Below are 17,938 nucleotides of genomic sequence, written 5' to 3' on the forward strand. Positions count from 1 at the left end.
GCTCCGGGACTCAACGGCACTGGGGTGCGATCAGAGACCGGCGACCAGGCTGGTGACCGGGGCGGTGTTCAGGCCGGTCACGCCCTCGACGGTGCCGACGACCGTGTCGACGGTGGCGGAAACGGGAGCGATGCCGTCCAGGGCGCCGGTCAGGGTGTTGACCGCGTTCACCGAGAGGCCGCCGGAGACGTTGTCCAGCTCCGCGTCGGAGATCTCGACGGTCTCAACCTGGGGGGTGGAGTTCATGATGGAACTTCCCTTCGTATGGATATCTCATAAGGGGGGAGCGGCCCCCTCTGAGGACAGATGGACGGCCGCGACCGCGGGGGCCGAGCACCCCTTCCGGGGCGCCCTCACGGACCTCGCGGTGCGATGGATCAAAGCACGCGGCGACCACGGGCTTCCAATCAATCACCCGTCTCACCAGGTCACTTGAGTACCGTCGGCCGCGATCCGTGCAGGCGCGCGCACGCGTTGTCGGCAGCTTCTTCACAAGCCGCACCGCATCGGCCCCTCCGGGCCCCTTGCTGCCCGGGCGGCGAATCCGGCACTCCCGCCCCAAAGGAGTCTCCGGGGGCGTGCGATTGTGCAGATCCGCCGTTCCCGGTGACTTGGTTGCGTATTGGATGTGCAGATTCCCTGAAGCTGGGATTCCGCTCACTGTTCGGAACGGACCGTTGTCGACCGGTCACGGATCGTATTAGCCCAGGAGGGCATAGACCGTGCTCGCGCGCGCCGCGAGTTCACCCGTCCGTTCGGCGGTCATGGCGATGTCGGCGAACGCCATGCGGCGGCCCAGCTTGGTCAGCACCGCCTCGATCAGGACATCCGAATCCGTCACCGCGCGCTGGAAGGACGTCGACTGCTGAACCGTCGTCATCGGTACGAAGGCGCCCCGCGCCGCCGAGACGGCGATCACGGTCGTGGTGTCGGCGGCCGCCATCAGGGCCTGCCCGGACAGCGCGCCGCCCTCCCGGGCCAGCCGCTGTGACCAGGGCATGCGCAGGACGGCCCGCCGGCCGCCCAACTCCTGTACAGACAGGCCCAGCTCCAGCACCCAGGGAGCGAAGTTGGCGGTGAGGATCTTGTCGGCTTCGGCGGTGGTCATCGTCATATGGGGGATTGTTCCCGGCGCGCGCCGACCGCGCGCGGGCTATGGCTGATTCGACGCCGTCCACCGGCGCATTGCGAACCGGAATTGAACGTCCCGCGCGCCCCATGCGTACCAGTGGCCATCCAGGCGCCCCCAACAGCTGCCGAGACGGCGGCACAGACCCCGTCCTTCAGGAGGTCGAGAAGTCTTGAGTCACAAGCGAATTCCGAAGCGCAAGGCCGCGATTGCGGCGGGCAGCGTGGCGGCGCTCGGAGCGGCGGCACTCCTGCTGCCGAACGCCAACGCGTCCCAGGACGGCGCCGAGGACACCACCGCCGCCGCCCCCAAGACCCTGAAGGCGGGTGACGCCTCGGACCTCGCCGGCCAGCTCGCCGGGCTGCTCGGCGACGCCTTCGCCGGCTCGTACTACGACGAGGACAGCCAGCAGCTCGTCGTCAACGTCGTCGGGGACAACAACCAGCTCGTCGTCCAGGCCAAGAAGGCCGGCGCCGCGGTGCGCCAGGTCGACAACAGCACGGCCGAACTCCAGTCCGCCGCGCAGACCCTGAAGGCCGAGGCCACCATCCCGGGCACCGCCTGGGCCGTCGACCCCAGGACGAACAAGATCCTGGTCACCGCCGACAGCACGGTCACCGGCGAGAAGTGGGACACCCTGGAGTCGACCGTCCAGAGCCTCGGCTCGGGCATGGCGACCATCCAGAAGTCGGCCGGCACCTTCAAGACCTTCGCCTCGGGCGGTGACGCGATATTCGGCGGCGGCTCCCGCTGTTCGCTCGGCTTCAACGTGACCGCGGGGGACGGCAGTCCGGCCTTCCTGACCGCCGGTCACTGCGGCGTCGCGGTGGACCAGTGGTCGGACAGCCAGGACGGGGCGCCGATCGCCACCGTCGACCAGGCCGTCTTCCCCGGCGAGGGCGACTTCGCGCTCGTGAAGTACGACGACCCGGCCACCGAGGCGCCGAGCGACGTCAACGTCGGCGGCGGGCAGACCGTCCAGATCCTCCAGGCCGCGGAAGCCACCGTCGGCCAGGAGGTGTTCCGGATGGGCAGCACCACGGGCCTCGCCGACGGCACGGTCACCGGGCTCGACGCCACCGTCAACTACCCGGAGGGCACCGTCACCGGGCTCATCCAGACCAACGTCTGCGCCGAACCCGGCGACAGCGGCGGCTCGATGTTCACCCAGGACGGGCTCGCGCTCGGCCTGACCTCGGGCGGCAGCGGCGACTGCACGGTCGGCGGCGAGACGTTCTTCCAGCCGGTCACGACGGCCCTCGAAGCGGTCGGCGCGACACTCGGCGCGGGCGACGCGGCCGGCGGCGGTGAGGCCGGTGGCGAGGAAGCCGGGGGAGGCGAGGTCGGCGGTGAGGCCGGTGGTGGCGAGGTCGGCGGTGAGGAAGCCGGCGGAGAAGAAGTCGGCGGCGAGGCCGGCGGGGAAGAAGTCGGCGGCGAGGAAGCAGGTGCCGGTGAGGAAGCCGGTGTCGGTGACCAGTCGGGTGCCGGAGTGGAGGACGGCTCCGGGCTGACCGAGACGCCCTGATCCGTACACACCCGACAGTTGTGGTCCGGCCCTCCGGCGGGAGGGCCGGACCGCCCCGTTCGTACGACGCTCAGCCGTTCCCCCGCGCCCGCAACAGCAGCAGCGCCACGTCGTCGATCCGCTCCTCCGCGCCCGCCTCGCGCGCCACGAGCACGTCGGCCAGCTCGTCCAGCGGTCGGTCCCCGGCCTCGCCCAGGCGCCGCCCCAGAGCGGCGAGCGCGTCCTCGATGTCGACGCCGGGGGATTCGACGAGTCCGTCGGTGTAGAGGGCGAGTACCGAGCCGGGTGCCAGGTCGACCTCCGTCGTCGGATACGTCGCCGAAGCGTCGATCCCCAGCAGCGGACCGCCCGCGAGGTCGAGCACCCGCACCCGACCGTCCGGCCGCCTCAGCAGCGGTGGCGGATGCCCGGCCCGGGCCATCACGGCCCGCCCGCGCCCCGGATCGAGCCGCAGATACAGACAGCTGGCGAACAGGTCGGACCCGAGGTCGATGAGCAGCCGGTTGGTGCTGCGCATGACCTCCTCCGGCGCCTGGCCGACCGTCGTGTAGGCACGGACGGCGGTACGGATCTGCCCCATCAGCCCGGCCGCGGTCACGTTGTGCCCCTGCACGTCCCCGATCACCGCCGCCGCCAGGCCTCCGCTCGGCACCAGGTCGTAGAAGTCGCCGCCGATGTCCATGCCCCGGGTGCTCGGCAGATAGCGCGCGGCCGTGTCGATGCCGGGCAGCGGCGGCAGCGAGGGCGGCAGCAGTGCCGCCTGCAGCCCGTGTGCCAGCTGGTGCTTGGCGTCGTACAGCAGGGCCCGTTCCAGCGCGAGGGCGATCAGCCCGCCGAGACTGGACAGCACCGCCTTCTCGTCCGCGGCGAAGGCGCGCGGTTCGGGGTAGGCCAGGACGACGGTGCCCACCGGGCGTCCGGAGGCGATCAGTGGCAGATACGCCCACGCGGCGAAGCCGTCCGGGGTCGTGTGCCGGATCGGGTACAGCCGCTCCAGTTCCTCGCGGGACTCGAAGAACGCGGGCACCCCGCTGTTCAGGGCATGCGCGCCCGGCGTCGGCTCGCTCAGCGGCATCCCGTCGAACCGCTCCGCGATGTGCGGGTCGGCGTACCCGCGGTGCCCCAGCACATGCAGCCGGCCCGCCCGGGAACCGAGCACGACGAGGGCCTGGCTGCCCACGGCGGGGGCGATCTCGTCGGCGACCAGCTGCACCACGTCCTGCACCGTCACCGCCTGGGTCAGCGCGCCCGCCAGGGTCAGTACCTGGGAGATGGTCACCAGCCGGGACGGCGATCCGCCGGCCCGCGGCAGCACCCGGCCCATCTCCGACACTCCCCGGGCCCGGCTGACCCGGACGCTCAGCCCTGTCGTACTCGGATACAGGCGGAACGACAGCCACTCGCCCGGCGGCCGCAGCGCCACGAACGACGTGGGCTGCTGGCTGATCAGCGCTGCCCGGTAACGGTCCTCGTACACGGGGTCGTTGAGCCAGGGCACCGTCGCCCACAGCTGGGTGCCGAGCAGTCGGCTGACCGGAACCCCGATCAGCTCGGCGGCCGCCGCGTTGCCGAAGGCGATACGACCGTGCAGATCGAGGGAGCACAAGCCGTACGGCAGCCGTGCCACCATCCGCGCCGCCTCGACCGAGCCGAGGGTGCCGGCCACGCCCCCGGTGGGCGGCGCGGCGAGCAGATCGGGCTCCGGCATCACCGGGCGGCTCTCGTCCGCGGCCCGCGCCAGCCGTACCGCGAGCCGTTCGCAGGCCGCTGTCAGGTGCTCGCGCTCCCGGTCGGACAGCTCGTGCGGGTGCGAGCCCGGCCAGGTCACGAACACCGCCCCGTACACGGCGGCCTCGGTGGCCACCGGCAGCGCGGCGAGCGCGAACGGATACGGCAGGACCACGGAGACGCGCGGATAGCGGCGAGCCATCTCCTCGTCGCCGGGGACCCAGATCAGCCGCCGCTCGCGGACGGCCTCGGCGACCGGGATCGGGGCGCTCAGCCCCACCCGCTCCCAGGGCGCGGCGAAGGCCCGCGGCAACCCTGCCATGACCGCCATCTCCAGGACCGGCTCGTCGGCCGCGAGCAGATACACCCCGCCGGAGTGGGCGTCGACGCCGTCCATCATCGTGGCCAGCGCCAGCGACAGCAGGGGGCTGCCCGCCGGGGCCCTGCGGGCCGCCGGTGCCTGGCCGTCGGGCACACCGACCACCTCCTCGCAGCGCCATGGCACGGGACCCAGGCTCCAAATCTCCCTCGTCGGTGCCCACCGCGCACGGCGAACGGTCCCCGGGCCGGTCCCGCACGGTGCGTGTTGGGGAGCGCGCACGGGTCACGGGGGGCTGCGCGGACGCACCATAAGCGCTGTAATACGGACGTGGTCAGTGAGGGCGGCACGGGACGCGGAACGAGAGTGCTGCGTGCCGGGGACGCCCTCACCGCGCTCATGGCCGACCCGGACTCCCCTGAGCGCAGGCAGCGCGTGCTCGAACTGGCGCTCGTCTTCGCGCGGGCGACCTTCGCCGCCGCGTACACGCTCGGCGAGGACGGCGACCTGCTGTGCCTGGCCGATTCGGCCGGTGTGCCCAGGACGCTGTACGGCCTGCGCGACAGCTATCCCGTCGCCGGGCGCTCCCCGGTGGCCGAGGCCTGTCGCACGAAGCGGCCCGTGTGGCTCGGGCCGGGGGATCTCGCCGACCGTGCGGAGGCACGCCGTACCCCGTCGCGGGACTTCTTCCTGGCCGCCCTGCCCGCGTACCGGGGCGACGACGGTGTCTGCCTGCTCGCCGTGAGCGAGCGGCGGGACGGCTTCGACGCCGAGGACCGCAAGTGCCTGGAGCTGTTCGCGGACGCGGTCGCCGCCCACGCCCCGGCCGAACCCGCCGAGGGCGGCGAGCTCCCGCCGGGCGCGTTCAGCCTCGCCATGGACAGCGGCCGCGTCGAGGTCGGCGACGACATCCTCGAGCTGTTCGGCCTCACCCGCGACGGGTTCGACGGCAAGGTCGAGACCCTGCTCGGCCTCACCGTCCCGGAGGATCTGCCCTCGCTGATGTCCGTGGTGGAGGCCGACCACATGTCCATCGGCGACCGCGAGCTGGAGTTCCGGGTGCTCCAGCCCACCGGCCCGCCGAAGTGGCTCAGGCTGCGCGGCCGGTTCCTGCCCGGTGGCGACGGCCGGCCCGCCCGGCTGGTCGGCACCGTCGCCGACGCCTCCACGCTGCGCGCAGAGGTGACCGACGTCGCCCGCATCCAGCGGCTGGCCGCCGCCCTGGCCACCGCGGGCACCGTCCGCGACGTCAGCCAGGCCGTGGTCGCCGCCCTGCGCCGACCGCTGCGGGCCGACCGGATCGCGCTGGCCGAACTGGAGCACGACCGGCTCGTCGTCACCGTCCTCGACCCGCCCGAACCCGAGGCCTGGCCCGAGCTGTGGCGCCTGGAGTGGCGCAGCGAATGGCCCGACGCCCCGGTACGCGCCATGCCCACCCTCGCCGGCGCCCTGCGCGAGGGCCGTGCCCAGATCTGGCCCGCCGGAACCGCCCTGGAACCCGCGCTCGCCGACGTCGGCCCCGGCGGCCTGGCCGTCCTGCCCCTGCCCGCCGGCAACCGCATGGCCGGCGCCTGTCTGATCGGCTGGGACCGCCCGCACGACTTCGGCCCCGACGAGCGCGCCCTGCTCACCGCCTCCGCCGGCCTCGCCGGGCAGGCCCTGATGCGCGCCCATGCCTTCGACGCCGAGCACGAACTCGTCGGCATGCTCCAGCGCCAGCTGCTGCCGCGCCGCCTGCCCAAGCTCCCCGGCGCGGTCGCCGTCGCCCGCTACCTGCCCGCCACCGCCGGTCTGGAGGTCGGCGGCGACTGGTACGACGTCATCCCGCTGCCCGACAACCACGTCGCCCTCGTCATCGGGGACGTCCAGGGCCACAGCGCCGCTGCCGCCACCCTCATGGGCCAGATGCGCACCGCCATTCGCGCGTACGCCGTGGAGGGACACCCGCCGGACGTGGTGGTCTCGCACGCCAACCGCCTCCTCGTCGACCTGGAGACCGACCTCTTCGCCACCTGCGCCTACGTCGACGTCGACATGGAGGAGGGCTCCGCGTGGTGCGTGCGCGCCGGACACCTGCCTCCCGTCCTGCGCCACCCCGACGGCAGCACCCACATCGCCGAGGCCGAGGGCGGTCCGCCGCTCGGCGTGGCGGCCCAGGCCGACTTCCCGATGAGCCCGCTGCGGCTGCAGCCCGGCACGCTGGTCGCCCTGACCACGGACGGCCTCGTCGAGTCCGCCGACGCCGACATCGACGAGGGCATGGCGGGGTTCGCCCACGGGCTGGGCGCCGCCGACCCCGCGCACCTCGGCCTGGTCGCCGACGCCCTCCTCGGCAACGCGCACCGCGGCGACGACGTGGCCCTGCTCCTCATGCGGTACGACGGCATGGCCGTACGCCCGCGGCGCGAGACCTGGACCGTCTGGCGGCTCCCGGAGGCCGTGCGGCACGCCCGCCGCTTCACCCGGCGCACGCTGCGCGCCTGGGGCGTGACCGAGGAGACCGACGCCGTCCAGCTGGTCGTCTCCGAACTCGTCACCAACGCCCTCGTGCACACCGACGGCCAGGTCCGCCTCGACCTCACCCTGGTCAACAGCCGGCTGCGCGTCGCCGTGGCCGACACCTCGCCCCGCAGCCCCGTCCGGCCGACCAGCATCGGCTGGGAGGCCACGGGCGGCCGCGGCCTGCTGCTGGTGGAGGCCATGTCGGCGGCCTGGGGGACGCTGCCCGTCAGCGGCGGCAAACAGGTCTGGAGCGAGATCACCCTGGACCGCTGACACCGCACGTGCCGGCGCAGGCCGCCCGGGTGCACCCCCCGAACGGGGTGTTTCACGGCCCGTCGGCGCTCAGCGCCGCCCTGGCGCGGGATAGACAGCACGGCGGGACGGTGCGGGCGGCGCTCGGAGGTGGCGGCAGGTGGCAGGAGGCGACGAGGCGGCGGCCGGGCGCCGCCCCACTCCCCGACGGGTCCGCCTCGCCGACGCGACGGACGCCCGTCTGCCGGTTTTCGAAGGCGGCGGCCTGCTGCGCAAGGCGTTCCCCGACCACTGGTCGTTCCTCCTGGGCGAGCTGGCCCTCTACAGCCTGCTGGTCCTCATCCTCACGGGCGTGTGGCTGACGCTGTTCTTCAAGCCGGAGATGACCGAGGTCGTCTACGACGGCTCGTACACGCCGTTGCACGGCGTGCAGATGTCCGCGGCCTTCGACTCGACCCTGCAGATCAGTTTCGACGTACGCGGCGGACTGCTGCTGCGCCAGACGCACCACTGGGCCGCCCTCGTCTTCCTCGCCGCCATCGGCGTGCATCTGCTGCGGATCTTCTTCACCGGCGCCTTCCGCCGCCCCCGGGAGCTCAACTGGATCATCGGTGTCACGCTGTTCGTGCTCGCCCTCGCCGAGGGTTTCGCGGGCTACTCGCTGCCGGACGACCTCCTGTCCGGCACCGGGATGCGCATCGCGCAGGGCATCATGCTGTCCATCCCGGTCGTCGGGACGTACGTGAGCATGTTCGTCTTCGGCGCGGAGTTCCCCGGCGAGGACATCATCACCAGGCTCTACGTCCTGCACGTCCTGCTGCTGCCCGGCGCGCTGATCGCCCTGGTCACGCTGCATCTGATCCTGGTGTTCCACCTCAAGCACACCCAGTGGCGCGAACCGGGCCGCACCCGGCGCAACGCCGTGGGCAAGCCGTTCTTCCCGCAGTTCACGGCCTCCTCGGGCGGCCTGTCCCTGATGGTGTTCGGCCTGCTCACCGTGCTCGGCGGTCTCGCCCAGATCAACCCGGTGTGGGCGTACGGCCCCTACCGCCCCGACCTGGTGTCGACCGGTGCCCAGCCGGACTGGTACGTCGGCTTCCTGGAGGGGGCACTGCGCCTGGTACCGCCGTGGGAGACGAACATCGCCGGGCACACCCTCATGTGGAACGTGCTCCTCCCGGCCGTCGTCCTGCCCGGGCTGCTGTTCACGGTCCTGTATGCGTACCCGTTCGTCGAACAGCGTCTGACGGGGGAGTGGCAGCAGGAGCAGCACCTGTGCGACCGGCCGCGGGAACGCCCCGTACGCACCGGTCTCGGCGTCGCCGGCATCACCTTCTACGCCGTCCTGCTGGTGGCGGGCGGCAACGACGTGGTGGCGCTGGCCTTCCGGATCTCGGTGAACGCTCTCACATGGGTGCTGCGCGTGGCCCTGGTCGTGGCCCCGGTGCTCGCGTTCATGGTCACCCGACGGCTGTGCCACGCCCTGCTGGACGCGGAGTCGGAACGGCTCCGGGAGGGCGTGCCGACCGGTGAGGTACGGCAGACGGTCGAAGGGGCCTACGAGAGTGAGCACCGGCCGGTCGGCGAGTTCCGGCCCGGCGCGCCCCGGCCGGAACTCACTCCTCCCGGCCGGCACCCCGGTGCACGTACTGGAACACCAGCCCCAGAACGCCCCGGGACAGCACCGCAAGACCGATGAGGAACAGCCACAGCCCGTACACGACGCCCGTGGCCGCGACCGCGAAGCCCACGGCCGTGACGATGGGCCACGGGCTGTCGGCCGGGAAGAACTCCAGCGGCCCGGCCCCGTCGGCCACCTCGGCGTCGCGCCGGTCCTGCGGCCGCCGCCCCTTGCGCCGGTACTGGACGGCGCTGAAGAAGGACACGATGGCCGCCATGAGGAACGCGATCACCAGTACCGCCGACCCGGCCGGTTCCTCGGACCAGAAACCGTAGAGGCCGGCGATGCCGGCGAAGAACAGCGCGACGCCTCCGAAAAGCAACGCTTCGGTCTTCATCGCTCCACCTCCCCCATCCTGGGTGGCCGTTGCCGGGCGATCTCCGGATGGTGCAGATCGAAGGCGGGTGACTCGGAGCGCACCCGGGGCAGCGCCGTGAAGTTGTGGCGTGGCGGCGGGCACGCGGTCGCCCATTCCAGTCCCCGCCCGTACCCCCACGGGTCGTCCACGGTCACCGGCCGCGCGTACCTGGCGGTGCGCCAGACGTTGTACAGGAACGGCAGGGTGGACACACCGAGCAGGAACGCTCCCGCCGACGACAGGGCGTTGAGCACGGTGAAACCGTCGGCAGCCAGGTAGTCGGCGTAGCGGCGGGGCATGCCTTCCTCGCCGAGCCAGTGGTGCACCAGGAACGTCAGCTGGAAGCCGGGGAACAGCAGCCAGAAGTGCAGCTTTCCCAGCCGCTCGTCCAGCATTTTCCCGGTGAACTTCGGCCACCAGAAGTAGAACCCGGCGAACATCGCGAACACGACGGTGCCGAACAGCACGTAGTGCAGATGCGCGACGATGAAGTACGAGTCGGTGAGGTGGAAATCGAGCGGCGGGGAGGCGATCAGCACCCCGCTCAACCCGCCGAGCAGGAACGACACCAGGAAGCCGAGAGCCCACAGCATGGGCGTCTCGAAGGACAGCGAACCCTTGTGCATGGTGCCGATCCACGCGAAGAACTTGATACCGGTGGGCACGGCGATCAGGAACGACATCAGGGAGAAGAACGGCAGCAGCACGGCGCCGGTGGCGAACATGTGGTGGGCCCAGACCACCGCGGAGAGCATGGTGATCACGATGGTCGCGCCGACCATCGGCAGGTAGGCGAACAGCGGCTTGCGGGAGAACACCGGAACGATCTCCGTGATGATCCCGAAGAACGGCAGCGCCACGATGTACACCTCGGGGTGCCCGAAGAACCAGAACAGGTGCTGCCACAGCAGTGCGCCGCCGTTGGCCGCGTCGAAGATGTGCGAGCCGAACTTCCGGTCCGACTCCAGGCAGAGCAGTGCCGCCGTCAGGACGGGGAACGAGGGCAGCACGAGGATCGACGTGAACAGCACGTTCCAGGTGAACATCGGCATCCGGAACATCGTCATGCCCGGGGCGCGCAGACACATGATGGTGGCGATGAAGTTCACCGCGCCCAGCGTCGTCGACACGCCCGTCACCACCTGCCCCATCACCCACAGGTCGTGGCCCGCGCCGGGAGAGAAGTACGCGCTGTTCATGGGCGCGTAGGCGAACCAGCCGAAGGCGGCCGCGCCACCGGGCACGATGAACCCCGCGATCACCATGAGCCCGCCGAAGAGGTACATCCAGTACGACAGCGCGTTCAGGCGCGGGAACGCCACGTCGGGGGCGCCGATCTGCAGGGGCATCACCGCGTTCGCGAAGCCGGCGAACATCGGCGTCGCGAACAGCAGCATCATGATCGTGCCGTGGTTCGTGAAGAGCTGGTTGTAGCCGAGATCGCTGAAGAACTGCAGCCCCGGGGCGGCGAGTTCGGCGCGCATACCCATGGCCAGCAGACCGGCGAAGAGGAAGAAGCAGAAGGCGGTGACCATGTACAGGCGTCCGATCACCTTGTGATCGGTCGTCGTGGTCCAGTGCAGCAGCGTGGCGCCCAGCGAGCGCCCCGGCGCGCCGCGTCGCCGGGCGGTCGGGGTGTCGTGCGACAGCTCCGTCATCGTCCTCCTCTCCGGCCGCCGCGACGCTATCGCCGTGACCTGCGGTGCCGTCCGCGCCACGCCCTGTTGTCGCCCGTCAGAGGGCCGACCGGCGTCATCCACGTCCCCGGCGCCACCTGACCGGCGCGGCGTTTGCCCGGGCCGGATCCGGGGACCCGGCCCTGAGCAACCCCCACCGGACGCAGAAGGAAGATGAAGCGTCGTGACCACGTCCGCCCGTGAAAAACCCGCCGTCCGCCGCCTGGAGACCGGCTGGTCGAAGGCACGCCGACTGCGCGGCAAGGCCGTGCTGCGCACCTGCCTCCCGGCTGTCGAAGGCCCGGACGGGCCGCGGACCTCGCACACCGGCCAGGAGTGGAACATCGTGCGCGGCGAGGACTGACACCCCGCCCGCGCCATGCAGCGACGCAACCCCCGCTTCGTGCCCCCGTAACCCTGCCGCCCGCTCGCCGTAACGGTTGATTAGGACGCGCGGTGCTCCGATGAGCGCGTTCGCCGCTATGGTGAAGCAGATGAAGGCTCTCGTGCTGTCCGGCGGCGCCGGTACACGACTGAGGCCGATCACGCACACCTCGGCCAAACAGCTCGTGCCGGTCGCCAACAAGGCCGTCCTGTTCTACGGCCTGGAATCCATCGCCGCGGCCGGAATCACCGAGGTCGGCGTGGTCGTCGGGGACACCGCCGAGGAGATCCGGGAAGCGGTGGGCGACGGATCGAAGTTCGGCCTGGAGATCACCTACATTCCCCAGGAGCGGCCCCTCGGTCTGGCCCACGCCGTGCTGATCGCGCGCGACTATCTCGGCGACGACGACTTCGTGATGTACCTCGGCGACAACTTCATCGTCGGCGGCATCACCGACCTCGTCGAGGAGTTCACCCGCACCCGCCCGGACGCGCAGATCCTGCTCACCCGCGTCTCGGACCCGCGCGCCTTCGGCGTCGCCGAACTCGACCCGTCCGGGCAGGTCATCGGCCTGGAGGAGAAGCCGGAGCGGCCCAAGAGCGATCTCGCGCTGGTCGGGGTGTACCTGTTCACGCCGGTCATCCACGAAGCGGTGCGGGCCATCCGGCCGTCCTGGCGGGGGGAGTTGGAGATCACCCACGCCATCCAGCACCTCATCGACGCCCGCGCCGACGTCCGCAGCACGGTCATCAAGGGCTACTGGAAGGACACCGGGAACGTCGGGGACATGCTGGAGGTGAACCGGACCGTCCTCGAAGGCCTCGACCGGCGCATCGACGGCGAGGTGGACGCCGGTTCCGAGACGATCGGGCGGGTCGTGGTCGAGGCGGGCGCCCGCATCGTGGACTCACGCATCGTCGGCCCCGCCGTCATCGGCTCCGGCACCGAGGTCCGCGACTCCTACGTCGGCCCCTTCACCTCCATCGCGGAGAACTGCCGGATCACGGACAGCGAAGTGGAGTTCTCCATCGTGCTGCGGGACTCCTCGATCGACGGGGTGGGCCGCATCGAGAACTCGCTGATCGGCCGGCACGTCCGGGTGACGACGGCACCCAGCGTTCCCAGCGCCCACCGACTCGTCCTCGGCGACCACAGCAAGGTGCAGATCCACACATGAACCTTCTCGTCACCGGCGCCGCCGGGTTCATCGGCTCCGCGTACGTCCGCGCCCTGCTCGCAGCGTCCGACGCGCACATCACCGTGCTGGACAAGCTCACCTACGCCGGCTCCCGGGACAACCTGCCCTCCGGCGACCCGCGGCTGGACTTCGTGCACGGCGACATCTGCGACGCCGCCCTGGTCGACAAGCTGATGGCCGACGCCGACCAGGTCGTGCACTTCGCGGCCGAGTCCCACGTCGACCGCTCGATCGACGGAGCGGCCGACTTCGTACGCACCAACGTCCTCGGCACCCAGACCCTGCTGGACGCCGCACTGCGGCACGGGGCCGGCCCGTTCGTGCACATCTCCACCGACGAGGTCTACGGCTCCATCGAGTCCGGCTCCTGGCCCGAGGAGCACCCGCTCAGGCCGAGTTCGCCGTACTCCGCCTCCAAGGCCTCCTCCGACCTGCTCGCCCTGTCGTACCACCACACCCACGGTCTGGACGTCCGCGTCACCCGCTGCTCGAACAACTACGGCCCGCGCCAGTTCCCCGAGAAGGTCGTCCCGCTGTTCATCACCAACCTCCTCGACGGGCGCACCGTCCCGCTGTACGGCGAGGGCCGCAACGTCCGTGACTGGCTGCACGTCGAGGACCACTGCCACGGCATCGAGCTGGTGCGCACCCGGGGCCGGCCCGGCGAGGTCTACAACATCGGCGGCGGCACCGAACTGAGCAACAAGGAGCTCACCGCACTGCTGCTCCAGGCCTGCGGGGCGAGCTGGGACCGGGTCGAGCACGTCGAGGACCGCAAGGGCCACGACCTGCGCTACTCGGTCGACTGGAACAAGGCCCGCACCGAGCTCGGCTACCGGCCGCGCCACGACTTCGCGGCCGGCCTCGCAGCGACCGTCGCCTGGTACCGCGACCACCGCGCCTGGTGGGAGCCGCTCAAACAGCGCATCGAAAGCGGGCGCGCATGAGGTGGCTGGTCACCGGGGCGGGCGGAATGCTCGGCCAGGACGTCGTCGACACCCTCCGCAGCCGCGGTGCCGACGTGGTCGCCCTGGACCGGGCCGCCCTCGACATCACCCGGCCCGACGCGGTCGAGGCAGCGTTCGCCGAGCACCGCCCCGACCTCGTGGTCAACTGCGCCGCGTACACCGCCGTGGACGACGCCGAGACCGACGAGGAACGGGCCCTGTGCGTCAACGCCGACGGCCCGCGGCTGCTCGCCCGGGCCTGCGCCGCGAGCGGCGCCCGGCTGCTGCACGTCTCCACGGACTACGTCTTCTCCGGCACCGCCCGCACCAGCCCCTACCCGGAGGACCTGCCGCCCGCCCCGCGCACCGCCTACGGCCGCACCAAGCTCGCCGGCGAGCGGGCCGTCCTCGCCGAACTCCCGCTGACGAGCGCCGTCGTGCGCACTGCCTGGCTGTACGGCGTCCACGGCCGCAGCTTCGTGCGGACGATGCTCGACCTTCAGGCCCGCCGCGACACCGTCGACGTCGTCGACGACCAGCGCGGGCAGCCGACCTGGAGCGCCGACGTCGCCGCACGCATCGCCGACCTCGGCCCCCGCCTCGGCCCCGCCCTGCACGGCGTCTTCCACGCCACCAACTCGGGCGAGGCCACCTGGTACGACCTGGCCCGCGAGGTGTTCGGTGCGATCGGCGCCGACCCGGCCCGGGTCCGCCCGACCAGCAGCGCGGCCTTTCCCCGCCCCGCGCCCCGGCCCGCCTACAGCGCCCTCGCACACGGCCGTTGGCGGGAGGCCGGCCTGCCGCCGCCGCGCGACTGGCGTGCCGCGCTGCACGAGGCGCTGCCCCTGATCCGCAAGGAGTCCCGAAAAGGAGCCCCGTCGTGAAACGCCATGAGTTCCTCAGGGAACTGCACAAGGTCGCCGCGAACCGCAACTACCTGGAGATCGGCGTCAACGACGGCCGCAGCCTGCGCCTGTCCCGCGTCCCCAGCATCGCGGTCGATCCCGCGTTCAAGGTGGTCACCGAGATCCGCTGCGACGTCCACCTCGTCCGGGCCACCAGCGACGACTTCTTCGCCCGCGACAACCCCCTGGCCCACCTCAAGGGCGGCCGCCACCCGCTGCGCAACCTGCGCCGCGGCCGCAGCCCGCTCGGCCACTGGCGGCGCACCACCCTCGACCTGTCCTTCATCGACGGCATGCACCTGTTCGAGTACGCGCTGCGCGACTTCATGAACATCGAACGGCACTCCGACTGGGGAAGCGTGATCGTCTTCGACGACATGCTGCCGCGCAGCGTCGACGAGGCCGCCCGCGACCGGCACACCACCGCCTGGACCGGGGACGTCTACAAGCTGGCCGAGATCCTCACCCGTCACCGGCCCGACCTGCTGACGGTCCTCGTCGACACCCAGCCGACCGGGCAGCTCGTCGTCTTCGGCGCCGACCCCACGAGCACCGTGCTGCACGACAGGTACGAGGAGATCGTCGCCGAGTACGACGTGCCGGACCCGCAGAAGGTGCCCGAGACGATCCTGGAGCGGGCGGGCGCGGTCCGGCCGGAGGACCTGCTGGGCGCCGGTTTCTGGCCGCTGCTCGCCCGCGCCCGCAACCTCGGAGTGCGCCGCGGCCGCGGCTGGCCCGCCCTGCGGCGCGCGGTGGAGGAGGTCACCCTTCTGCGCTGAGCCCGCGCAGCCGCTCGTAGTGGGCGACGCAGTCGTCGTACGAGGGGAGCAGCCCCGCCCGGCGCACCTCGGCCAGTGACGGGGCCTCGGCGTCCTTGGGCGACAGCACCGGCGACACGCCGTCCGGCCAGGCGATGTCCAGCTCCGGGTCCAGCGGGTGCACGGCGTGCTCCCGCTCCGGCGTGTACGGCGTCGAGCACAGGTACACCACCGTGGCGTCGTCGGTGAGCGCCATGAAGGCGTGCCCGAGCCCCTCCACCAGGAAGAGGGCGTGGTGGGCGCCGTCGTCGAGCCGTACCGCCTCCCACTGCCCGAACGCCGGGGAGCCGACCCGCAGGTCGACCACCACGTCGAGGACGGCACCGCGCACGCAGGTGACGTACTTCGCCTGACCCGGCGGCACCTCCGCGAAGTGCACCCCGCGCAGCACGCCCCGCCGGGAGACCGAGCAGTTGGCCTGTGCCACGGCGAGGTCGTGGCCGGTCGCCTCCCGGAACTCCGCACCGCGGTACCACTCGTGGAAGCTGCCCCGGTCGTCCGGGAAGACCTTGGGCTCCATCATCCACGCACCGTCGATGTCCAGCGGGCGCATCCCGTCACCTCCTCGCCGCTCGCACTCGGTTCGCCGCCTTCCGCAACACCCGCCGTGCCCGGCGTGCCAGCCGCCCGGGAAGGCTCGGGCGGACCGTGCGCACCACCCGGACGCCACCGGCCCGGCCCCGCAGGACGACGGGCAGCGCCAGGAAGCGGGGCTCGTCGGCGTCGCCGGAGGCGGGGCGCAGCGCGGTCCGCCACGTCTTGCCCGCCAGGTCTCCGACGGGCAGGAGGGCGTCCAGGTGTCCGCCCGGCCTGAGGGTGCCGGGCACATCGACCCGGGATGCGGGGCCGGTCAGCCGCACCCGCACGTCGGTGACGGCCGGGACGTACAGCGGCATCGTCCACCGCAGCCGGCCGCCCGAGACGCCCACGTCCCGTGGCCCCGGGCGGCCGAGGTCCAGTCGGCCGCGCGCCGGGTCCACGTCCAGGGAGAGGTTGGCGTGCGGCTCGGTCCAGTACGGCAGGACCACGCGACCGGCCACGACACCGGCGTACGGCGCCGACACGTCACCCTGCCGGCCCAGCCGACACTCCTTGGTCCAGCCGCCGAACCTGACGCGCACGAAGACGTCCCACAGCCCGCTGTTCACCGGGCTCTTGCTCGCTGCCGTACCCGGGTCGACGGTGGCTGTCGCGCGCAGCACCAGCCGGACACGGCTGCCGTCGTCCACCGGCACGGTTTCCCGGGTCACCTCCACCGGCTGGAAATACGAGGCGGAACTGGAACGCTCCCGCAGCACCACATCCAGCGCCGACTTCCCGAAGCGGGCCACGCTGTCCGCGCCGAGCCACTCCACCGCCTCGGCCAGGTCGCGCGGCGGCGCGTCGAACGAGGGCGGGGCAGCGTCGGCGGGACAGGTCATCGGCTCACCGTTCAGCGTGTACTCGGCGGTGAGGCCCACGCGCAGCGCTCCGTCCCGCCACTCCACCCGCTCCGCCCGGGCCACCAGACCGACGGCGGCCTCCCACTCGGCGAAGGCCACCATGTCGTCGAACCGCCCGGCGGCGGCCAGTGCGGCGACGATGCGCTGCGTCGGCTGGAGCCCGGCCGCGACACCGGGACCGAACCGCTCGACGACGACCTCGTGGATCTGCTCGAACAGCTCCCGGCGGAAGTCCTCCGGCAGGGCGAGGAAGCGCCGGCCGCGCAGCCGCTCGACCATCTCGACGCGCAGCCACCGCCGGAACAGCCGGTCGCGCAGCGCACCCGGCTCGGTGTACCGCTCGACGACGTCCAGGGCCTCCCGGAGGTTCTTGAAGTACCCGGCGGGATCGAAGCGCTGGAAGCCCGCGTTGGAGGAGTCGTCCCGGCGGACGTGGTAGTAGCAGACGTAGTCGCTGAGCACCGAGACGTTGTCCGCGCGCAGATACGCCTCGGTCACGAAGACATGGTCCTCCAGCCGCCGTCTGCCCTCGGGAAACCGCAGCCCGGTGCGGTCCAGGAACTCCCGGCGGACCATCTTGTGCGGGGTCAGACTGTCGATCAGCGGGGCGTTGCCGACGGTGGCCCGCGGCCGGTTCGTACGGAACAGCTCCACCGGCACGCCACGGCCCCGGCCCGCCATCTTGCCGACCACGACGTCGGCGCCGTTGGCCACCCCGTAGTCGTACATCCGTTCAAGGGCCTCGTCGCCGAGATGGTCGTCGTTGTCCACGAACATCACATACTCGCCGTGCGCGGCGGCGATGCCGACGTTGCGCGGCTTGCCCGACCAGCCGGAGTTCTCCTGGTGGATCACCCGCACCCGGGGGTCCGCGGCGGCGAGGTCGTCCAGTCGGGCGGGTGTCTCGTCGGTGGACCCGTCGTCCACGAAGATCACTTCGTATTCGTCGGGCGGCAGCGACTGCCGCAGCAGCGAGTCGACACAGTCCTCGATGTAGCGCCCCGGGTTGTAGACCGGGACGACGACGCTGACCTTGACCGGCATGGGCTCCAGGTCCCCTCGGGGTCGCTTGT

General features: G+C 71.9%; 15 protein-coding genes. 8 read left to right on the forward strand and 7 right to left on the reverse strand.

All coding sequences use genetic code 11. From position 1 onward, the window contains the following. Nucleotides 1-30: 30 nt before the first annotated feature. Both ACFVJQ_RS13450 and ACFVJQ_RS13455 read right to left on the reverse strand, forming a co-directional pair. Complete coding sequence (locus ACFVJQ_RS13450) at nucleotides 31-246, reverse strand: type A2 lantipeptide (protein ID WP_129803259.1); 216 nt, start codon at nucleotides 244-246, stop codon at nucleotides 31-33. A gap of 454 nt (nucleotides 247-700) precedes the next feature. Continuing rightward, nucleotides 701-1,114 (reverse strand): PaaI family thioesterase, encoded by a 414-nt coding sequence (locus tag ACFVJQ_RS13455; RefSeq protein WP_385514002.1) that lies wholly within the window; start codon nucleotides 1,112-1,114, stop codon nucleotides 701-703. A 187-nt stretch (nucleotides 1,115-1,301) separates the two neighbouring features. Here ACFVJQ_RS13455 and ACFVJQ_RS13460 point away from each other — a divergent pair, with 187 nt between their 5' ends. Continuing rightward, entirely contained in the window at nucleotides 1,302-2,654 is a 1,353-nt protein-coding gene (locus tag ACFVJQ_RS13460; protein WP_385514001.1) for a S1 family peptidase, read from the forward strand. A 70-nt stretch (nucleotides 2,655-2,724) separates the two neighbouring features. Here ACFVJQ_RS13460 and ACFVJQ_RS13465 read toward each other — a convergent pair whose 3' ends face one another. Next, the gene (locus tag ACFVJQ_RS13465; RefSeq protein WP_385783813.1) at nucleotides 2,725-4,866 is read right to left on the reverse strand and encodes a SpoIIE family protein phosphatase; all 2,142 of its coding nucleotides are present in this window, start codon (nucleotides 4,864-4,866) and stop codon (nucleotides 2,725-2,727) included. Between the two features lie 165 nt (nucleotides 4,867-5,031). On the opposite strand from ACFVJQ_RS13465, the gene ACFVJQ_RS13470 reads away from it, so the two are divergent. Next, nucleotides 5,032-7,476 (forward strand): SpoIIE family protein phosphatase, encoded by a 2,445-nt coding sequence (locus ACFVJQ_RS13470; protein ID WP_385783490.1) that lies wholly within the window; start codon nucleotides 5,032-5,034, stop codon nucleotides 7,474-7,476. A gap of 139 nt (nucleotides 7,477-7,615) precedes the next feature. Then, nucleotides 7,616-9,154, forward strand: coding sequence for a cytochrome bc complex cytochrome b subunit (locus ACFVJQ_RS13475; RefSeq protein ID WP_385513999.1), 1,539 nt, complete (start codon nucleotides 7,616-7,618; stop codon nucleotides 9,152-9,154). Here the strand turns inward: ACFVJQ_RS13475 and ACFVJQ_RS13480 are convergent. Together ACFVJQ_RS13480 and ctaD are read right to left on the reverse strand one after the other, a co-directional pair. Beyond that, complete coding sequence (locus tag ACFVJQ_RS13480) at nucleotides 9,072-9,473, reverse strand: cytochrome c oxidase subunit 4 (RefSeq protein WP_224734516.1); 402 nt, start codon at nucleotides 9,471-9,473, stop codon at nucleotides 9,072-9,074. The genes ACFVJQ_RS13475 and ACFVJQ_RS13480 overlap by 83 nt on opposite strands. After that, complete coding sequence (ctaD, locus tag ACFVJQ_RS13485; protein WP_385513998.1) at nucleotides 9,470-11,152, reverse strand: cytochrome c oxidase subunit I; 1,683 nt, start codon at nucleotides 11,150-11,152, stop codon at nucleotides 9,470-9,472. Before ctaD ends, ACFVJQ_RS13480 begins: the two co-directional genes overlap by 4 nt. Nucleotides 11,153-11,354: 202 nt before the next feature. Here ctaD and ACFVJQ_RS13490 point away from each other — a divergent pair, with 202 nt between their 5' ends. From ACFVJQ_RS13490 to ACFVJQ_RS13510, 5 genes are all read left to right on the forward strand, one after another. Then, on the forward strand, nucleotides 11,355-11,534 hold the full coding sequence (locus tag ACFVJQ_RS13490; protein ID WP_129803883.1) for a hypothetical protein: 180 nt from the start codon (nucleotides 11,355-11,357) through the stop codon (nucleotides 11,532-11,534). Nucleotides 11,535-11,664: 130 nt separating this feature from the next. Further along, nucleotides 11,665-12,732: a glucose-1-phosphate thymidylyltransferase gene (locus ACFVJQ_RS13495; RefSeq protein WP_385783496.1), complete on the forward strand. Its 1,068-nt coding sequence runs from the start codon at nucleotides 11,665-11,667 to the stop codon at nucleotides 12,730-12,732. Continuing rightward, complete coding sequence (gene rfbB, locus ACFVJQ_RS13500; RefSeq protein ID WP_385783499.1) at nucleotides 12,729-13,700, forward strand: dTDP-glucose 4,6-dehydratase; 972 nt, start codon at nucleotides 12,729-12,731, stop codon at nucleotides 13,698-13,700. Before ACFVJQ_RS13495 ends, rfbB begins: the two co-directional genes overlap by 4 nt. Then, nucleotides 13,697-14,584 carry a dTDP-4-dehydrorhamnose reductase gene (gene rfbD, locus ACFVJQ_RS13505; RefSeq protein ID WP_385513995.1) on the forward strand — a complete coding sequence of 296 codons (888 nt, stop codon included), beginning with the start codon at nucleotides 13,697-13,699 and terminating at the stop codon, nucleotides 14,582-14,584. The genes rfbB and rfbD overlap by 4 nt, the downstream gene beginning before the upstream one ends. Beyond that, on the forward strand, nucleotides 14,581-15,384 hold the full coding sequence (locus ACFVJQ_RS13510; protein ID WP_385783502.1) for a class I SAM-dependent methyltransferase: 804 nt from the start codon (nucleotides 14,581-14,583) through the stop codon (nucleotides 15,382-15,384). Before rfbD ends, ACFVJQ_RS13510 begins: the two co-directional genes overlap by 4 nt. On the opposite strand, the gene rfbC is transcribed toward ACFVJQ_RS13510, so the two are convergent. Then, nucleotides 15,368-15,976, reverse strand: a complete 609-nt coding sequence (gene rfbC / locus ACFVJQ_RS13515; protein ID WP_385513993.1) for a dTDP-4-dehydrorhamnose 3,5-epimerase — start codon at nucleotides 15,974-15,976, stop codon at nucleotides 15,368-15,370. The two genes, ACFVJQ_RS13510 and rfbC, sit on opposite strands and share 17 nt — an antisense overlap. Nucleotides 15,977-15,980: 4 nt before the next feature. After that, nucleotides 15,981-17,909 carry a glycosyltransferase family 2 protein gene (locus tag ACFVJQ_RS13520; RefSeq protein ID WP_385783505.1) on the reverse strand — a complete coding sequence of 643 codons (1,929 nt, stop codon included), beginning with the start codon at nucleotides 17,907-17,909 and terminating at the stop codon, nucleotides 15,981-15,983. Nucleotides 17,910-17,938: the final 29 nt, after the last annotated feature.

Source organism: Streptomyces sp. NPDC127197, assembly GCF_042672405.1.
GTDB classification, from domain to species: domain Bacteria; phylum Actinomycetota; class Actinomycetes; order Streptomycetales; family Streptomycetaceae; genus Streptomyces; species Streptomyces flavusporus.

Coding starts and splice junctions, on each gene's coding strand:
- ACFVJQ_RS13450 (WP_129803259.1), bottom strand. CDS start 246: ATGAACTCCACCCCCCAGGTTGAGACCGTCGAGATCTCCGACGCGGAG.
- ACFVJQ_RS13455 (WP_385514002.1), bottom strand. CDS start 1,114: ATGACGATGACCACCGCCGAAGCCGACAAGATCCTCACCGCCAACTTC.
- ACFVJQ_RS13480 (WP_224734516.1), bottom strand. CDS start 9,473: ATGAAGACCGAAGCGTTGCTTTTCGGAGGCGTCGCGCTGTTCTTCGCC.
- ctaD (WP_385513998.1), bottom strand. CDS start 11,152: ATGACGGAGCTGTCGCACGACACCCCGACCGCCCGGCGACGCGGCGCG.
- ACFVJQ_RS13495 (WP_385783496.1), top strand. CDS start 11,665: ATGAAGGCTCTCGTGCTGTCCGGCGGCGCCGGTACACGACTGAGGCCG.
- rfbB (WP_385783499.1), top strand. CDS start 12,729: ATGAACCTTCTCGTCACCGGCGCCGCCGGGTTCATCGGCTCCGCGTAC.
- rfbD (WP_385513995.1), top strand. CDS start 13,697: ATGAGGTGGCTGGTCACCGGGGCGGGCGGAATGCTCGGCCAGGACGTC.
- rfbC (WP_385513993.1), bottom strand. CDS start 15,976: ATGCGCCCGCTGGACATCGACGGTGCGTGGATGATGGAGCCCAAGGTC.
- ACFVJQ_RS13520 (WP_385783505.1), bottom strand. CDS start 17,909: ATGCCGGTCAAGGTCAGCGTCGTCGTCCCGGTCTACAACCCGGGGCGC.